Annotated in this window: 16 protein-coding genes; 5 read left to right on the top strand and 11 right to left on the bottom strand. The window is 36.4% G+C overall.

The features are described 5' to 3' along the window. Positions 1-139: 139 nt before the first annotated feature. Both AM499_RS20165 and AM499_RS20160 read right to left on the bottom strand, forming a co-directional pair. On the bottom strand, positions 140-1,735 hold the full coding sequence (locus tag AM499_RS20165; RefSeq protein ID WP_053591873.1) for a catalase: 1,596 nt from the start codon (positions 1,733-1,735) through the stop codon (positions 140-142). A gap of 81 nt (positions 1,736-1,816) precedes the next feature. Further along, positions 1,817-2,407 carry a hypothetical protein gene (locus AM499_RS20160; RefSeq protein WP_053592310.1) on the bottom strand — a complete coding sequence of 197 codons (591 nt, stop codon included), beginning with the start codon at positions 2,405-2,407 and terminating at the stop codon, positions 1,817-1,819. A gap of 364 nt (positions 2,408-2,771) precedes the next feature. Between AM499_RS20160 and AM499_RS20155 the strand changes: the two genes are divergently transcribed. The 4 genes from AM499_RS20155 to AM499_RS20140 all read left to right on the top strand — a co-directional run bounded on the left by AM499_RS20155 (position 2,772) and on the right by AM499_RS20140 (position 5,930). Continuing rightward, positions 2,772-3,029: a hypothetical protein gene (locus AM499_RS20155; RefSeq protein ID WP_053591872.1), complete on the top strand. Its 258-nt coding sequence runs from the start codon at positions 2,772-2,774 to the stop codon at positions 3,027-3,029. Positions 3,030-3,060: 31 nt separating this feature from the next. Further along, a complete protein-coding gene (locus AM499_RS20150) occupies positions 3,061-3,810 on the top strand; it encodes a gluconate 2-dehydrogenase subunit 3 family protein (protein ID WP_053591871.1) in 750 nt (249 codons plus the stop codon). 29 nt (positions 3,811-3,839) lie between these two features. Then, positions 3,840-5,564, top strand: coding sequence for a GMC family oxidoreductase (locus tag AM499_RS20145; protein WP_053591870.1), 1,725 nt, complete (start codon positions 3,840-3,842; stop codon positions 5,562-5,564). Between the two features lie 162 nt (positions 5,565-5,726). Then, positions 5,727-5,930, top strand: coding sequence for a twin-arginine translocase TatA/TatE family subunit (locus AM499_RS20140; RefSeq protein WP_053591869.1), 204 nt, complete (start codon positions 5,727-5,729; stop codon positions 5,928-5,930). 72 nt (positions 5,931-6,002) lie between these two features. On the opposite strand, the gene AM499_RS20135 is transcribed toward AM499_RS20140, so the two are convergent. The 3 genes from AM499_RS20135 to AM499_RS20125 all read right to left on the bottom strand — a co-directional run bounded on the left by AM499_RS20135 (position 6,003) and on the right by AM499_RS20125 (position 8,602). Next, on the bottom strand, positions 6,003-6,521 hold the full coding sequence (locus AM499_RS20135; protein WP_053591868.1) for a GNAT family N-acetyltransferase: 519 nt from the start codon (positions 6,519-6,521) through the stop codon (positions 6,003-6,005). Positions 6,522-6,636: 115 nt separating this feature from the next. After that, complete coding sequence (locus tag AM499_RS20130; RefSeq protein WP_053591867.1) at positions 6,637-7,233, bottom strand: TetR/AcrR family transcriptional regulator; 597 nt, start codon at positions 7,231-7,233, stop codon at positions 6,637-6,639. Positions 7,234-7,363: 130 nt separating this feature from the next. Further along, entirely contained in the window at positions 7,364-8,602 is a 1,239-nt protein-coding gene (locus AM499_RS20125) for a M20 family metallo-hydrolase (protein WP_053591866.1), read from the bottom strand. A 187-nt stretch (positions 8,603-8,789) separates the two neighbouring features. On the opposite strand from AM499_RS20125, the gene AM499_RS20120 reads away from it, so the two are divergent. Beyond that, entirely contained in the window at positions 8,790-9,668 is an 879-nt protein-coding gene (locus AM499_RS20120; RefSeq protein WP_053591865.1) for an alpha/beta hydrolase, read from the top strand. A gap of 40 nt (positions 9,669-9,708) precedes the next feature. Here AM499_RS20120 and AM499_RS22135 read toward each other — a convergent pair whose 3' ends face one another. From AM499_RS22135 to AM499_RS20090, 6 genes are all read right to left on the bottom strand, one after another. After that, positions 9,709-11,244: a hypothetical protein gene (locus AM499_RS22135; protein WP_053591864.1), complete on the bottom strand. Its 1,536-nt coding sequence runs from the start codon at positions 11,242-11,244 to the stop codon at positions 9,709-9,711. Positions 11,245-11,457: 213 nt separating this feature from the next. Next, positions 11,458-11,922 carry a nucleoside deaminase gene (locus AM499_RS20110; protein ID WP_053591863.1) on the bottom strand — a complete coding sequence of 155 codons (465 nt, stop codon included), beginning with the start codon at positions 11,920-11,922 and terminating at the stop codon, positions 11,458-11,460. A gap of 19 nt (positions 11,923-11,941) precedes the next feature. After that, on the bottom strand, positions 11,942-13,396 hold the full coding sequence (locus AM499_RS20105; protein WP_053591862.1) for a cytosine permease: 1,455 nt from the start codon (positions 13,394-13,396) through the stop codon (positions 11,942-11,944). 155 nt (positions 13,397-13,551) lie between these two features. Further along, the gene (gene arcC, locus AM499_RS20100) at positions 13,552-14,502 is read right to left on the bottom strand and encodes a carbamate kinase (RefSeq protein ID WP_053591861.1); all 951 of its coding nucleotides are present in this window, start codon (positions 14,500-14,502) and stop codon (positions 13,552-13,554) included. 11 nt (positions 14,503-14,513) lie between these two features. Continuing rightward, on the bottom strand, positions 14,514-15,695 hold the full coding sequence (locus AM499_RS20095) for a tetratricopeptide repeat protein (RefSeq protein WP_053591860.1): 1,182 nt from the start codon (positions 15,693-15,695) through the stop codon (positions 14,514-14,516). A 132-nt stretch (positions 15,696-15,827) separates the two neighbouring features. Next, positions 15,828-17,255 (bottom strand): YlbE family protein, encoded by a 1,428-nt coding sequence (locus AM499_RS20090; protein WP_053591859.1) that lies wholly within the window; start codon positions 17,253-17,255, stop codon positions 15,828-15,830. Between the last annotated feature and the right edge of the window lie 2 nt (positions 17,256-17,257).

Below are 17,257 nucleotides of genomic sequence, written 5' to 3'. Positions count from 1 at the left end.
AGTATCTCTGAAAAAATTCTCATAAAAATAATACCTATTAAACTTATAGTATTTATACTATTTCAATCCTATAAAGTCAATTTGTAAATTCTTAAAAAAAGCCTCGCTTTCTAATTCTTAGAAAGGGAGGCTGTCTTAATTAATACGGCTCTGCTTCGTTACTCTTCTGAATTGCCTTTTCTGGTGCTTCATCTCCATCAATATTGCCAAGTGGTTTGTTGGTTGACCCACCTTTTGGTGCTTTCTTTAAACCTTCTCTTAGATGATGACCATAATCTTTATCGGCTTCTTCTGCAAGAGCAATCATTTTTTCTTGTATTCTTTTATCACAGCTAGCAAGATCATTCACGAGATTGGAAATAAGTTCTGCTCTTTCCCATTCCTCGAATCTACGGTAAGTTTCTCCTGCTTGCTTCGTGTTGCTTTGACGATCTATCGATTGACGTACTAAATTTCCTTTAATCATCGGTGTATGTTCTTCACCAATTTGCTCTGCTTCTTGCAATCCATCTAAAATAGATGGCTCATAATTGATATGAGGATTTTGGAATGTACCTATGTCCCGTCTGTAAGACATTTGACCTCCACTTTGATTGGTTGCTACACGTTTTTTTGGTGCATTGATTGGTAATTGTAAATAATTCGCTCCTACACGATGTCTTTGTGTATCGGAATAAGAAAAAGTTCTTCCTTGAAGCATTTTATCATCAGAAAAATCGAGTCCATCTACTAATACACCTGTTCCAAAAGCCGCTTGCTCGACTTCATTAAAATAGTCTTCTGGATTTCTATTCAAGACCATTTTCCCTACAGCCTTCCAAGGAAATTGATCCTCTGGCCAAAGCTTTGTATCATCCAGCGGATCAAAGTCCAATTCAGGATGGTCATCATCACTCATTATTTGCACGAGAAGCTCCCACTCAGGAAAATCCCCTTTTTCAATCGCATCATATAAATCCTGTGTCGCGTGATTAAAGTTTTTTGCTTGAATCTCTTCAGCTTCTTTTTGAGTCAAATTTCGAATTCCTTGCTTTGGCTCCCAATGGTATTTAATAAGGACTGCTTTACCTTCCTTATTCACCCATTTGTAAGTATTTACCCCAGAGCCTTGCATCATACGATAATTTGCAGGAATTCCCCATGGAGAATAAACAAACGTTACCATATGAAATGATTCCGGTGAGCTGGCACAAAAATCAAAGAAGCGCTCTGAATCTTGGATATTTGTAACTGGATCTGGCTTAAAGGCGTGAATCATATCAGGAAACTTCATCGCATCGCGAATAAAGAAAATTTTTAAATTATTTCCAACCAAATCCCAGTTACCATCTTCTGTGTAGAATTTTACAGCAAATCCACGAGGATCTCGTAATGTTTCTGGAGAATGCCCGCCATGAATCACGGATGAAAATCGAACGAAAACGGGCGTTTGTTTCCCTTTTTCTTGAAATAACTTAGCACGAGTATATGTTGAAATTTCTTCCTCACCAACTTTACCGTAAGCCTCAAAGTAGCCATGGGCTCCAGCTCCGCGAGCATGTACGACACGTTCTGGAATACGCTCTCTATCAAAATGACTTATCTTTTCAATGAAATCATAATTTTCAAGGGTTGCTGGGCCTCTATTACCTACTGTTCTAATGTTTTGATTGTTGGTAATTGGATGCCCTTGTCTATTCGTTAGCGTATCCTCTTCCTCAATATTCGTTTCCAAGTTAGATTGATCTTTTTCCACACTTCATCCTCCTTAAAGTTATATAGATTTTCATACTTCTATATACTTTCCCGATTTTGAAGTAAATATTCCCATTAAAGATTAATGTTGCATGAAAAACGCATACTTATCCCATGCATTAACTTGTAGTGACTCTTCCATCCCTCTTTTGCTAGATACATACGTTTGCAGTTTTCCTTTATATATAAGTTCTAAGCTGGAAAGTTGTTCAAAATGATGTGGTTGAACTAAGCAAGGAGGAACATGTAACTTTGTAGATTCACATTCACTCAAAATAGTTGCAACAAATTGTGAGCAGAAAAAGGCATGCTCTCGTTCCAATTTTAGTTGCATCGCCACACCAAATAATCCAATTAAATTATATTTATATAGCTCTTTTTGTCGTTCCATTTGACGGATTTTATTTTGCATTCGATTATATTCTTGGGTGGTCACCTGGCATTTATAAATCGCACATGTCGCATGCTTAAATAGTCCATTTGTAGCTTCCTCTTTAACAAATCCTCCGTTAAAAGGATTGTTTTTATTTTTCCTACCAAAGCTATACATTTCAAATAGCTCTTCATCAAAAGCAATAGATGTATGATTCATTTCTTTTCTTGTATATACACCTATTGCCTTTGAAAACAATGTACCCGTATTACTTAACATAATGTAAATGTTCTTCTTCATTTCCCTCACCCCGTTCACAGGAAACATTTTGCCCCCGAATCTTCTATTCTAATCATCCATCATTCGCAATTTTTTCCAAACGGGCTTGAGAAGGAAAGAAAATACGTCTCGAGACGTATATCTTTTAACATGTCCTAACACAAAACAATAGTATCGCACCCTTTTAGGTCTCACGACTAAAAATAATATTTACTTTATATGTAATTCTTATTATCTATTTGAATATTTTAAATTCACTTTCTATACAACAGTCCTAACGATAATGTCGAGTGAGTAGTCATTATGTATCATTTTAATGATTGTTGCTTTGTCACAATATTGTTAAACTTTCATTGTTTCGATTTATATGTAAAGGAGAAGTAATGTGACTCAATATAACAGAGAAGAATTATCCCTACTAAATCAAGTGTTCTTCGCTTTATTTTTAGTAGCTGATTTTGCCCTTTTTCTTTATTTCTATCATACCGAGTTTCCTTGGTTTGCATTAATAGGATTCGGGGTTGGGCTATTCATCATTGTCCTTTGTTGGACAGGGAAAAAGTATACATACTTTCTTGCATCTTTACTAGTGTGTACTGGTTTATTTTCATTAGTTTATAATTGGCACGCAATTATACACTAATAAGCTCAATTTATATTAGGAGGATTAAATTATGTCAGAACAAGAAAAGAAAAGTTCTATTTTAGATAAGCGTTCTTCCAGACGAAAATTCATAAAGAATTCTGGATTAACAGTCGGTGGACTTGTACTAGGAGGAGCTATTGGAAGCCTCGTTGCAGGAAAACCCGAGAATATAACGAAAGCAGTTGATGGAGCTAGTCATGCAACTGTCGATTATAGTGAAACTCGTCAGTTTTTTGTACGTCAAAAGGATTTTGAGGCACTTAGTGCTGCTACCGAAATTATTTACCCAGAAGATGAACATGGTCCAGGTGCCATTTCACTAGGTGCACCATTCTTTATCGATAAACAATTAGCTAGTCCTTGGGGAAGTAATGCAGACGATTATAGAAAAGGTCCTTTTCAAGAAGGGGAAATCGCTCTAGATAAGAGTGAGATTATGTTACAAGGTGTACGAAAACTAAATGAAGTTTCAGAAAAAGAGCATGATGGAACAGTTTTTAAAGATTTAACAGAAGAACAACAAATTGCTATTTTAACATCCTTTGAAGCAGGAAAAGTAGAAATGGATCTAGTCAACTCAGCTGCGTTCTTCGGCTTACTTAGAACTCTTACTTTACAAGGTTGTTTTGCAGATCCTCTATATGGTGGAAATAAAAACATGGCTGGTTGGAAAATGAAAGAATTTCCTGGTGCACAAATGTCTTATACAGCTTATTTGGATAAAGATGAATTTGTTTTAATAGATCCTATTAGCTTAGGTGGACACAAGCAACATTAATAATTAGTTATTACTAGGAGGCTATTGTGATGGTTACAAAATTACCTAAAGTTGACGTAGTTACAACAGGTATGGGTTGGACAGGTGGTATCATTGCTGCTGAACTAACAAAAGCTGGCTACAAAGTAGTCGGTTTAGAACGTGGTGTTGAAAGAACAATCGAAGATTATTTACATGGACACGATGAACTAAAATACAATATTCATAAAGAATTAATGCAAAAATTAACGAAAGATACGATTACTTTTCGAAATAAATTAGATGAAGTTGCTAAGCCAGTTCGTGACGAAAATGCATTTGTAGTTGGTACTGGTACTGGCGGTGGTGGTGCACACTGGGGTGGGCAAACGTATCGTTACTTCCCGTACGACTTTGAAATACGTAGTAAAACTATTGAGAAATATGGAGAAAGCAAAATTCCTGATGGGGTAACGATCCAAGACTGGGGGCTAACATATGACGAAATTGAACCATATTATTCAAAGTTCGAACAAATGGCTGGTATTTCTGGCGAAGTAGATCCACTTGCGGGACCACGTTCTATCGATTACCCTACACCACCATTAAAAAAATTAACTCAAATGAAAATGTTCCATGAAGCAGCAGAAAAGCTTGGCTACCATCCATTTGTAGTACCAACAGCTAACGTTTCTGAAGCTTATACAAATCCAGATGGAGAAACATTAAATGCATGTCAATATTGTGCATTCTGCGGTAACTACGGTTGCGAATATGGAGCAAAAGCTGACCCAATCGTCACTGTGATTCCAACTGCGAAAAAAACTGGTAACTTTGAGCTTAGAACAAATGCTTTAGTAACACGTGTTTTATATGACGGAAAAAAAGCAATTGGGGTTTTATACAAAGACACTCGAACTGGTGAAGAATTTGAACAACCAGCTGATGTTGTAGTTTTAACAAGCTATATTTTTAATAATGTACGATTATTATTGTTGTCTGGCATCGGAAAACCGTATAACCCAAAAACAGGTGAGGGTATAATCGGTAAAAACTATACCGATCACCATACAATTACTGGGGCAATTGGTTATTTTGAAGAGAAGAAATTCAATAGTTACATCGGTACTGGTTCACTTGGATCTGCATATAACGACTTCAATGCAGACAATTTTGACCATAACAATGTAGACTTCATCCATGGCGGACAAATTGAAATGCACTTAATGGGCAACGAACCTATTGCAAATAATCCAGTTCCAATGGGTACGCCTATGTGGGGGAAAGAGTTCAAAAAGAATTCCTTACACTATTATTACCGCAATTTAATGGTCGTTTCTCAAAGAGCAATCTTGCCTCATAAAAATCATTATCTCGATTTGGATCCAACCTACAAAGATGACAACGGGGATCCATTAATACGTGTAACTTTCGATTACGCAGAGCACGATCATAAAAGAAATGAATTTTTAGTGGAAAAATGCGCAGAATTAGTGAAAGAAATGGGTGCTGACATTATCGATACAATTCCAATGTCCGAGCACTTCGGAGGACGATTTACTTTCCAACATGATGCTGGAGGTGTCATTATGGGTGACAGTCCTGAAAATTCTGCTGTCAATAACTACTTACAAATGTGGGATGTAGATAACTTGTTCGTTTGCGGAGCTTCCGCTTTTCCTCACTTTGGACCTACAAACCCAACTCCAACAGTAGCAGCGCTTACTTATCGTGCTTCGGAAGGAATTGTTCAGTTCTTGAAAAACGGTGGAGGTCAATTAAATACTGCAAAATAAATTCAATTCTCTATCAGAATTAGTCAACGTTTTTCTGGATAGATTTTGTTGCAGATAGAAGTTACATCCTTTACCATAATGGTTGGAGAGGCTCTCTTTCTCGTTTTTCTTGCTAAGTGTGTTATATTAAAAGGGATTCCATTTATAGAAGGAGGAAATTCCATGCCAAATATAGGGATACCAGGTTTAATACTCGTTTTGATTATAGCTCTTGTCATCTTTGGTCCGTCGAAGTTACCTCAATTAGGTAGAGCTGTTGGACAAACATTAAAAGAATTTAAAACTTCTACTCGAGATATTATAAATGATGAAGAAAAAGATGATAACAAGTTAGAAGCGAAAGAAACTCAAATAGAGAAAAAATGATAATACTAAAAACCAGCTATTCTTTAATGAATAGCTGGTTTTGTATTTTAGGACATTACAAAGGGAACTAGCTTAGTTTTCTTTATGATTGGATACAGAGTAAACAAATACATCTTTCCCCCATTTATGAACAGTCTTTTCTACTTTCATACCGATTCGTTCAGCAACTTTAGTTGATGGATAATTATTTACATCAATTAATGAAACCATCTTCCTTAATCTCATTTGTTCGAATCCATAATTTTTGCAAGCTAATGCAGCTTCAGTGGCATATCCATTACCCCAGAAACGTCTAACAAACAGATAACCAATCTCCATTTCAACTATTCCATCTATTTCTTGAGGAACAATTCCACATTGTCCAAGAAACTCCCTAGATACTCTCTCCTCTACTACCCAGAGTCCTAATCCGTGCTTTGCATAATTATTTATTGTCCATTCAATCCAATCAATCGTCTGCTTTTCGTTTTTCGTGGATGGATAATATTTCATTGCTTCTTGGTCTGCGAATATTTTCAATAGACTCTCCATATCATCTCTATTCATTTTCCTCAATACTAATCTTTCAGTACTCAGTATGAAATTATCCATTTATCCCCCTCCTCTACGCATATTAAGACCTTCAAAAGAACACACATATTTATTAGTTCAATAAAAAAATGCATAATCCCTCCTTGGATAAATGCACCTTGTACTTTATATATATTTATTTAAACTTAAACAAAACTTCTTTTGTCTTAAATATTTCTAAAAGATTATCCGCTATTTCTTCTGGTGATTTTAGGCAACCACCCTCAATCCATTCTAATATTACGCCATAAGATCCGTACATCTTATACGTATTAAAATGATCCAAATTTATTTCTTTGTTTTCATTGTTTATATAGGTAATTGCATGAAATATTTCTTTAAATTTGTTTAAAAATTTCTCTTGAAGCCCTGGGATTGTATCCTCCATTTTTAAAAGACCATAGAAATATTTTTGCTCATATATATGTTGAAAAAAAGCATTCGATGTAGGCAAAATATGTTTATAATCCACAATCATTGTATCTTCAAAGGGACGTCGAAATGCTTTATTTAATTCATCTAATATTTCTGTTACTAATTCTTCAGCCAAATCCTCTTTATCTTTAAAATACAAGTAAAAAGTACTTCTATTATAATCTGCACGGTCCACTATATCTGTTACTGTTACATTTTTATATCCTTTTTCTCTCACTAAACGGATAAAATGCGTCTTAAAGATACTTTTCGTTCTTCTAATTCTTCTATCCCCGGTTTTATGGTTTTCCGAATTCATAGAACCCCCCCTATCGAACCAATTCATACTATAGGATAAATTATCTATCATAATAATTCAATCAAACTGGAGGAAGATGCGACTAATGGAATAAAAAAAATGCCAAGGAAAATCTAATTTCCTTTGGCAGTTATTTTTCACTTTTAGAATAATGAAGAATCACTTCTTCCAACAAATCGATGCCAACCATAATATCATCTAGAGGCGTGTACTCATTCGGATGATGACTAAGTCCATCTAAAGATGGGATAAAGATTAGGCCTGTCGGACATAACTTCGCCATGTTCATTGCATCATGCCCAGCACCACTTTGCATTATTTGGTTGGAGAAATTCTTCTCTTCACAAATATTACGCAGGACATCATTTATTTCCTCTGATAGAAGCACAGGGTCTTCTGAACTAATCTCAATGCTTTCAATATCCAACTGTCTATTTTGTTTTACTGTTTTAATCGTCTCCTCTAAATGAGTAAGCACTCTCTGTCTTGAATCTACGGAAGTAGACCGTATGTCAATTTTAATTTCCACATCCCCGGGCACTACATTCATAGCGCCATTATGAACATTCATTACTCCGATCGTTGCAACAGTACCATATGCCTCTTCGCTTTTTGCGGCTTTTTCAAGGGCTAACGAAATTTCAGATGCCCCAAGAAGGGCATCTTTTCTCATACTCATAGGTGTAGTTCCTGAATGCGAAGCAGTTCCCTTTATTTTCACATGAAGTCGCACAGGTGCTGCTATCCCTGTAACAATACCAATTTTCTTACCAGTATTTATTAGCACTGGTCCTTGCTCAATATGCAACTCAAAAAATGCTTTAAACTGTTCGTTTTTCCTGCTTGCTTGATCAACTGTATTAAAATCTAGCGCACATAGTGCAAATGCCTTTTCCATCGTAATGCCATCTTTGTCCTTTATATTTCGATATCTATCTTTATCAAATTGGCCAGCGATTGCTTTACTGCCTACTGTCGAAACACCAAAACGAGCAGATTCTTCACAAGCAAAAGAAATTATCTCAATTGGATGATCGGTTATAATTTTTTTTTCATTTAACCGTCTAATTACTTCAAGTGCAGCTGTGACTCCAACTACCCCATCATATTTTCCACCTTGATACACAGTATCCAAATGAGAACCCATGACGACAGGTGGAAGTCCGTCTATTTTACCTTGCCTTCTTGCAATAACATTTCCACATGGATCCATTCTAATATCTAACTGCTCCGCCATACACATACGCATAAATGCGTGTGTACAAGTTTGCTCTTCATTCGTATAAGCAATTCTTGTGATACCCGTATCCCCGGTGTTGTATTGGTTAATATTGTTAAATAGTAGCTCGTATCTCATTTTACTATCCATACAACAATCCCCTTTCGTTATTAACCAACAGTTACTGCTATGTTCATTTTATACAGTTTGACTATTCCTGTCATTGTGGAATAAAACCAAGATACTTCTTAATATATTGTGCAGAATATACAATGGAGTTAAGGAATTTAAATGATATACTGTACTTCTTATATATAAACATTGGACGTGAATAAAATTGTTTAAACAAACAGTCGTTTACAAAAAGGATAATCATTTTACATTAGAAGCAGATTATTATAGAACTACCCAATCTAATGCCCCGGTTGTTATATATATTCATGGTGGTGGATTACTTTGGGGAATGAAGGAAGAACTTAGTGAAGAAATGATTCAACTATATACGAGTAATGGATATGGATTATTTTCTATTAATTATAGACTAGCTCCTGAAACAAAACTACCAGAGATTTTAGAAGATATAGAAGATGCAATTCAATGGATCCAATCCGAAGGACCGAATCTGTTTTCTATTAACCCTAAAAAGATTGCCTTAGTTGGAAGCTCGGCTGGTGCCTTTCTCGCACTTAATGCAGGAACTTTTAAAAACAAACCACTAGCAATCATTTCTTTTTATGGCTATGGAGATATTAGTGCTGAGTGGGCAATTTGTCCAAATAGCTATTATCTTCAAAAAGACTTGGTAACGAAAGAAATGATTAAAGATTTCATAACTAATGAAGTAAAGACAGAAGCATCCGTAGAAGAACGCTTTCTATTATATTTATACGCTAGACAAACAGGGGAATGGATTCATCAAATCACCGGCTGTTATCCAACTAATAATGAAGAGCTATCAAGATATAGCCCTATTTTTCATGTGACAGAAAGCTATCCACCAACATTATTTTTACATGGAACAAATGACAAAGATGTCCCATACTTACAATCGGTATTTATGAGAGCTGCATTAATAAAAGAAAATGTTAGAACAAGATTAATTACAATTTCAAATGGAGAGCATGTATTTGAAAAAGATTTTCACAATCCAGCTGTTCAACTTGCACTTAAAGAGATGTTTGAATTCCTCCATACTCATTTAGTTGACAAGACGTAAATAACCTTTGCCCTAGAGGCAAAGGTTATTTTTAACTAATCTACTTCACTAACACCTCATCTACCTTGCTTCCACGATCCATTAAATATTTCACGATAAACAGCAAAGCTACCATTAGATATGCATATACAAATTGCATAGATGCCTCTTGGGCAAACCCTACTGTACCTGCATGAATGATTCCGAACAATGAAAGGATAGAAGCAATTACAGCAGCAATTGCGGCACGAATCGGTTGATTGTTTATAGAAAAAATCGCTATACATCCCCACATTAAACTACTTATTGGAGCACCATTACCTAAATGAATTAGTCCATTATAATATACTCCTTTGGCTGCAAGAACTTGAGCGCCAACTGCTTGACCTGTAGTACCAGCTGCGCTAAGTACATTGTTAGCGAGTGACAATGCCCAGTTCGCAATCCATGGAAACAAACAAATAAATATGACCGGTACCTCGACTTTCGGAGTCTCTCGTACAACTTGATTGGCAGTTACAATACCGACGTAGACCAATATAGGGACGATTGCGACAACAGGAATTATGGCCAATAAGAGTGCACCTATCCCGAAGAGGGAAATGATTAACATGGACGTACCAGTTGCTAATGTATAACCTAAACCAGCACCCATAGATTTCCAACCTGCATGCCCAATATATACTGTTACCGGATATGGGTTACCTGCAAATGCTCCAACACAGGAAGAAATACCATTTGCTAACATTACTCTGCGTGTTTTATATGAATCTCCGGCAGCATGCGCACTTTCGATATTCTCCAAATCAAAAATATAATTTGCAAGGCCTAATGGTACAGCAGATGCTAAATATGGTAGCGCATGAGGAATTCCTGAAATTAGACTAGTAATATGAACTTCTGGAGGGTTAAAACCTAAATTTTGGAGAGCCACAGTAATTGCCTCGGGACTTTGTAATCCAAATACCCAAGCTAATATAGTTCCTGCTGCTAACAATAAAAACCCCGTAGGAATCTTTGCAAATATAGGGGATTTTCCAAACCAGTTAAGAAATATAATAACAAGTACGACAAAAGCTACGATTGGTGTTTCAAACGACTGTAGCATTGGATTCATTGCGAGTAGTAATAAACCAAGACCAGATAAACAAGACAAAAGAACTGTCCTTGGAATTATCTTTCTTAAAGTATCCCCTAGAAAGGCACCTAGCATTAAGATCATTGCCTCAAACAAACACCAAACGAGTGCTATGGAAAATGCAAAATTCGCATCATTCGTCGTCTTATAAACAGGTAGAATAACTAAAAAGGTAACGGTAAATATAGATGGAGCACTAGGACCTGATGGTAACGCCGTTACATCTAACCTTCCTGTTTCCTTTATAAGCATACGACCAAATATAAAGTAACAACAACTCGCTAAAAAGATACCTAGTCCAAATCCAGGGACTATCCTTCCATACACAATCTCCGTAGGAAAACCTACAACGAAAAGTAATAATGAGACCATTGTTAATAGATTTGTTAAATTGTTCGCGAGCAACCCAAAATAAGCGGCCCAGTCACCCTTTTTCCAATACTTTAAAGTTTCGGCCATTCCTTGCTCCCCCTTTTATTGTTGGTATAATATCAAAATAGAAAGCGCTTACAATTCGAATTATATACAGTTGGTTTTATGCAGTCACTGTCTATTAAAACCAAAAAATTAGAGTTATTTTGGTCAAGTTGTACAATAGTTTTATTGGAAATTTGTGTATAATAAAAAGAACCGTGCTATTAATAAAGCTCCGGTTTTACTTAAAAAATAGTTTTACATATTCGTTTTTTCTTTCGTTAAATTATGAAAATGCTCCCATAGGTAATCACAGTCTTCTCGATCATCCACTTTAATCATATTTACTACACTTTCATCTTTACCAGACAAATAATCTCTTAAATGCATGTCAGAAAATCCATTTTTACTAGCATCATCTCTCGTACTGCAATAATGCACTTCTTTCACACCCGACCAAATGATTGCTCCCATGCACATAGGGCACGGCTCGCAAGTTGCATAGATGACGCAATCCGATAAATCCATTGTGCCTAACTTTTCACAAGCTACTCTTATTGCAACCATTTCCGCATGTGCTGAAGGATCTGTGTCCTTCATCATCGTGTTACTTACTGCCGCAACAACCTCATCACCTCTAACAATGGTTGCCCCAAAAGGTCCTCCATACCTTTTATCCATTCCTTCAATTGTTGCGTCTACAGCCATTTTCATATAATCCATTATTTTTGCTCCCCTACAATTATTTTTCTAAATTTTGCTTCAGTGTTGTACTAAAAATTGTATATAAGATAAATGAAACGATTAATCCACTAAAGAATGCAAATTCATTCATTTTAACTAAAAATGGTACACTCTTTAGAAAAGCACCAGACATTGGAAGGATGAAGCTAATTGCTAAAACAACCATTGCTACCGGATTATAACCATTCTTGTATTCCCCATTACTTTCTTGAGGCACATAGATATTATCAAGATTTAGCACTCTCTTTCTATGAATGAAAAAACTAGATAGCATGATACCAGCTATTGGACCAAATATCGAACCGATAAAGCTATAGAAGTAAAATAAAGTAGAAGCACTTTCTACAAGCTTCCAAGGTAAAATTAATGTACCAACGATCGCAGTTAATATCCCTGCTGATTTTACAGTAAATAATTTTGGGAAGAGAGCTGACATTTGTAATCCAGATGGAAGTAAGTTTGCATATACAACGAAAGCTATTGCTCCAACATTAAGAGCTAATATTAATACAACAACTGCAAATGTGCTGTCCATCTTATCAAGTGCATGTACGATATTGAAAATTGGCTCTCCAAAAGCAATTTCCGTACCTGCTATTAAAGCAACACAAGTAATCGCGAAAAGCACATAAGATAACATAAATCCTAAAGGTAAACCTATCATCATATCTCTTGGTGATTTAGCTCGATGAGTGAAATCAGCCATATTTACTACTGGGCCAGCCCAATTTGAAACTAATGCACTGACACAGGCAATAAACACGAAAATACTGGCGTTAGGATTTGCCGGAACGTAATCCATAATTGGACCAAAACCACCAGCTATATTAATAGCCCATACTGCTGCTCCAACGATAAATATGTACACAACAGGTGAAGACCAATTACCAAACTTACCTAGAAAACTCATCCCACCTAAGAATAAAAGAACTGTAACAGTCCAAAGAATTAAATACGATATCATTGTCGGTAAGGTTAAACCGAGAATATTAAAATCTCCACCTAGATTCATATAGTCAGGGAAAAATCTCGAGAATATAACATTTAATGATTCAGCCCCAACTACAGTAGTTGTTCCAAAAAATACTACACCAGCAATCAACCCTCTACATAATGCTGGTATTATTGCACCTTTCACACCGAATGAATCTCTTAGCAACATGGTAAATGGAAGTCCATATTTGGATGCCGAATAACCATTTAATACATAAAATGTGGAAACAATAATAGCAGATAACATAACAGCTAATAGAACTTGTTTTGTATTAAGACCGAGAATAAAAAATCCCGCTACTGTCATATAAGACATAATATTATGAACTGCACCCATCCAAAGTGTAACGTAGTTAGACATACCCCAATCCCTTTGGTCTGGCTTTTTAGGAAGTAGATCTTCCGCATAACCGTAGGACTGATATTTGTCGTAATTCTCTTCTATTTTTGCTTGAGCCATCAATTAACACTCCTGCCTTTTTAAATAACTCCATTGCCCTTATCATCCATATGATAGCGTTTTCATTCTTCTCATTCATAGCTTTCTTTAGTGCTAGGTCAGCTCTGTAGATTATAAATGCCTAGGTGAGGCTATAAGAACCTACACCTAGTCTATTAATGGATTATATGAGTACCTGCTTTTTCATTAATTGCTTCTTTCAAGCTTTCTGGATTTGTAATAATAACCCTTTTTCCTTTATGTGCTAAGAAACTTAAGCTCGCCTCAATTTTCGGTAGCATACTCCCAGCCGGAAATTGATTTTCTTGAGCATACTGTTTTGTTTCCTCCACCGTTACAGTTTCTAAAACTTGTTGATTTGGTTTACCAAAGTTTATATAAACACTTGAAACTCCTGTTGTAATTATTAAAGTTTCTGCTTCAATTTGTTCTGCAAGAAGGCTTGTTGCAAAATCCTTATCAATTACTGCATCTATTCCCTCATACGTATTATTCGCTGATTTTACAACAGGAATTCCCCCACCACCTGCTGCGATAACTACATAATCTGATTCAATTAATAGCTTTATAGCATCTTTTTCCACAATATCAATAGGCCTTGGCGATGGAACGACTCTTCTGTACCCACGACCAGAATCCTCTATGAAATGCCATTCAGGATGTTCCTTTTTCATTGATTCGGATTGTTCAAGTGTAAAGAACGATCCTACTGGTTTTGTTGGGTTTTGAAAATTTGGATCCTTCGGGCTTACTTCTACCTGAGTGATAATGGTTGCGACTTTTTTATTAATACCTCTTTTTGCAAATTCATTGATCAATGCCTGTTCAATCTGGTATCCAATTCCGCCTTGTGTATCTGCCACACAGTTAACTAGAGGGATCATTGGCATACCCGCTACTTCATTTGCTATCTCAGATCTTCTAAGCCCAAAACCTACTTGAGGACCATTACCATGAGTAACAACCACCTTGTAGCCTTGCTCAACCATGTCAGCAATATGGACGACAGTTTCTTGAACTGCCTCCAATTGATCTTGAATGGAATCCCTACCATTTTCTTTCACTAACGCATTGCCTCCTATGGCAACGATTGTTACTTCCCCCACTTGTCTTCCTCCTAAAACGATGAATTACCTGTCTTTCTTAGTAATTCAATCGATTGTTCTTTGTGTGAATGGTACAAAGGATTCGTTGGATCATTCTTTATAGCATTCTCGATGGCTTCAATTGCTTCTTGATGTTTTCCTAACGATCTTAGACTGTTTGCTTGATGGAAGGAAAAATCATATCTATTTGGTTGAAGTGCTAGAAGCTCATTCATTTCGATAACCGCTTCTTCATGCCTTCCTAGCTCTCTTAAATAATTTGATTTATGGTAACGATAAAACGTCTCAGTTGGATTAATTGCACAAGCTTTATCATATTCACCTAATGCTTCCTCTGGCTTTTTCCACAATCTCAAACAGTTTGCTGTATAAAAATAAAAATCTAAATCATTCGGAGTAATCGCTAATGCTTTATTGTACTCATCAAGCGCTTCTTCATATCGCTTTAACTCTTGTAGAAAATATCCTTTGTAATAAAGGTAATCCGTATTTTGATCGTCCATGGCAAGCGCAGCATTCATTTCATTAAGTGCCTCTTCATATTTGTCTAGTTTAGCAAGTGACTTAGCTTTAGAGATGAACTGAGAATCTTCTTTCCAGTCTTTTGCCAAAATACGAACTACTTTATGTTGATTTAGCTCTATCGCATGTTGGACAGATGATTTTCCGTCATGGTCTACTAAATGCACATCCGCACCTGCATCAACAAGCGTTTGAATGATATCAGCGTATAAACGCCCTCCATTCCCTAAAATAACCGCCTCAAGTAGGGCAGACCATCCTAAATTGTTCACATGATTCACAGGTACACCAGCATCTAAACAGATTTGTACCGTTTTCCAATATCCTTTTTCACTCGAAGGTAATAATGCCGTCCCACCAAAACGATTAACGCTCGTTAAATCTGCTCCTCCGTCAATCATCATTCGCAAAATCTCGTGAAAACCATTTGCTGCTGAGCAAATAAATGGAGAGAGTTGTGTAATATCCCTCGTATTTACATCACTCCCTGCTTCTATTAACATCTTTGCAGCTGCAATCTGATTTTTCTGTGTAGCTGCCATTAAAGCAGTACGTCCCGCTTCATCTTTGAAATCAACACTTGCTCCATCACTTAATAACTGTTCGATTTCAGCAAGATCACCTAATTCAGCGGCTTTTAAAAGTTCTATGTTAAAGGCATAATTCACCATTTTTCTCTCCTCAATTCAGACTGATTTGTGTCAAGCTACACAGAAGAAAAAAGCCTTGATTCTCCTGTGTAATTAGGACAAAAATGTTGGATTCGTTCAATCTGTTCAGAAATTCGATTAAAATATCTTAGTTTACTTAACGCTTTCACTTAAAGCTATTATTGCCTTTTCAAATGCTTCCATTGGTGGATTCGTAATACCAGCACCGATCATTCCAATTCCTGCGTCTTTATGAGCAATCGCAGTGTTAATGATTGGCATAATACCTGTTTGAATTACTTTTTGGACATCGATTCCAGTCGGAATACCCATGAAGTTTAATAAGGGAATTGTGACGTTTTGGTTTTCAGTTGTTGTGATTTCCTTCATTTGAGTTGAAAAACCAATAGCATCGTCAACCGTTCCACCTACGAGTGCAACAATAGCTGGTGCTGTTGCCATTGCAAATCCGCCAATTCCATAAGTCTCTGTAATTGCACTATCACCAATATCTAAACCGGAATCCTCTGGTTTATATCCAGCAAACATCGGTCCAATTACTTTTTGAGCTGGACCTGTAAACCACGTGTTACCTGCCATTCCACTAACGCGAATACCAAATTCCACTCCGTTACGAGCCATCGTAGTAACAATTGTGCTGTTTTCAATACCATGTGCTGCATCAAGTGCACATTTACATAATGCCATCCACGTAGGACCAGAAAAGTAATCACTGCTAGCTACAAAATCAAATACTTCTTTCTTCTGTTCTGTAGTGAAATCCGTTTGAATAAGATAAGGAGTTAACGCTTGAATAAGTAATGTAGTCCCTGCAACATTACGGTTATGACACTCATCTCCCATATGGAGTGCTTGTGCCAACATTAATCGTAAGTCAATTCCATTAGGATTTAACTTCATTGCGTCTCTTAACATTGGACCTAATACATCGCGCATCCAATTTAGACGGTTAATAACACTCTCATCGTTTGCGCCCATACGAAGAATTTTAGACAATTGCTCACTTAAATTAGTGAAGGCAATATTTCCATATGTTTTATTTTCAACAATGTGCATAAACATCGATGCAGAAGTAACCCCAGCCATTGAACCTACACAGTTATGTTCATGACAAGGAGAGAAAGTAATTTCTCCTGAAGCTGCTAGTTCCGCTGCTTCCTCAATATCTTTTGCTAAACCTTCAAACACCAATGCTCCTGTAACTGCACCTTTCATTGGTCCATTCATTTTGTCCCATGTAATTGGTGGTCCTGCATGTAAAATAGTCTTTTTCGTCATACCAGGCACTACATTGATCGCTTGGTCAAAACCTATCAATACAGGTTGTGAGTTAATAATTCTTTCTACCGCAATTTTGTTTGCAGCATCAATTTTTTCGGCTATGCTTGGTTCTTCTAACTGATCAAGAGCAGCAATTATATCAGGATTCCCTCTACCTGGTGGCATCCATTCTAAATGTGTAACAGCAGCATTTTGCTTTAGCATATCATCCTTAAAAGATTCGATTCCCACGTTAATAACATGTAATTTTTCATTAAAAAGCTCATTTATTCTACTCATTG

It is taken from the genome of Bacillus sp. FJAT-22090 (assembly GCF_001278755.1).
Taxonomy (GTDB): domain Bacteria; phylum Bacillota; class Bacilli; order Bacillales_A; family Planococcaceae; genus Psychrobacillus.
This window is presented reverse-complemented; position numbering and strand designations above follow the sequence as displayed.

Bases quoted from the DNA above. Each gene is read 5' to 3' on its own strand.
- AM499_RS20145 (WP_053591870.1), top strand. From the start codon at position 3,840: ATGGTTACAAAATTACCTAAAGTTGACGTAGTTACAACAGGTATGGGT.
- AM499_RS20160 (WP_053592310.1), bottom strand. From the start codon at position 2,407: ATGAAGAAGAACATTTACATTATGTTAAGTAATACGGGTACATTGTTT.
- AM499_RS20105 (WP_053591862.1), bottom strand. From the start codon at position 13,396: ATGGCTCAAGCAAAAATAGAAGAGAATTACGACAAATATCAGTCCTAC.
- AM499_RS20135 (WP_053591868.1), bottom strand. From the start codon at position 6,521: ATGGATAATTTCATACTGAGTACTGAAAGATTAGTATTGAGGAAAATG.
- AM499_RS22135 (WP_053591864.1), bottom strand. From the start codon at position 11,244: ATGGCCGAAACTTTAAAGTATTGGAAAAAGGGTGACTGGGCCGCTTAT.
- AM499_RS20150 (WP_053591871.1), top strand. From the start codon at position 3,061: ATGTCAGAACAAGAAAAGAAAAGTTCTATTTTAGATAAGCGTTCTTCC.
- AM499_RS20090 (WP_053591859.1), bottom strand. From the start codon at position 17,255: ATGAGTAGAATAAATGAGCTTTTTAATGAAAAATTACATGTTATTAAC.
- AM499_RS20095 (WP_053591860.1), bottom strand. From the start codon at position 15,695: ATGGTGAATTATGCCTTTAACATAGAACTTTTAAAAGCCGCTGAATTA.
- AM499_RS20125 (WP_053591866.1), bottom strand. From the start codon at position 8,602: ATGGATAGTAAAATGAGATACGAGCTACTATTTAACAATATTAACCAA.
- AM499_RS20130 (WP_053591867.1), bottom strand. From the start codon at position 7,233: ATGAATTCGGAAAACCATAAAACCGGGGATAGAAGAATTAGAAGAACG.
- AM499_RS20140 (WP_053591869.1), top strand. From the start codon at position 5,727: ATGCCAAATATAGGGATACCAGGTTTAATACTCGTTTTGATTATAGCT.
- AM499_RS20110 (WP_053591863.1), bottom strand. From the start codon at position 11,922: ATGGATTATATGAAAATGGCTGTAGACGCAACAATTGAAGGAATGGAT.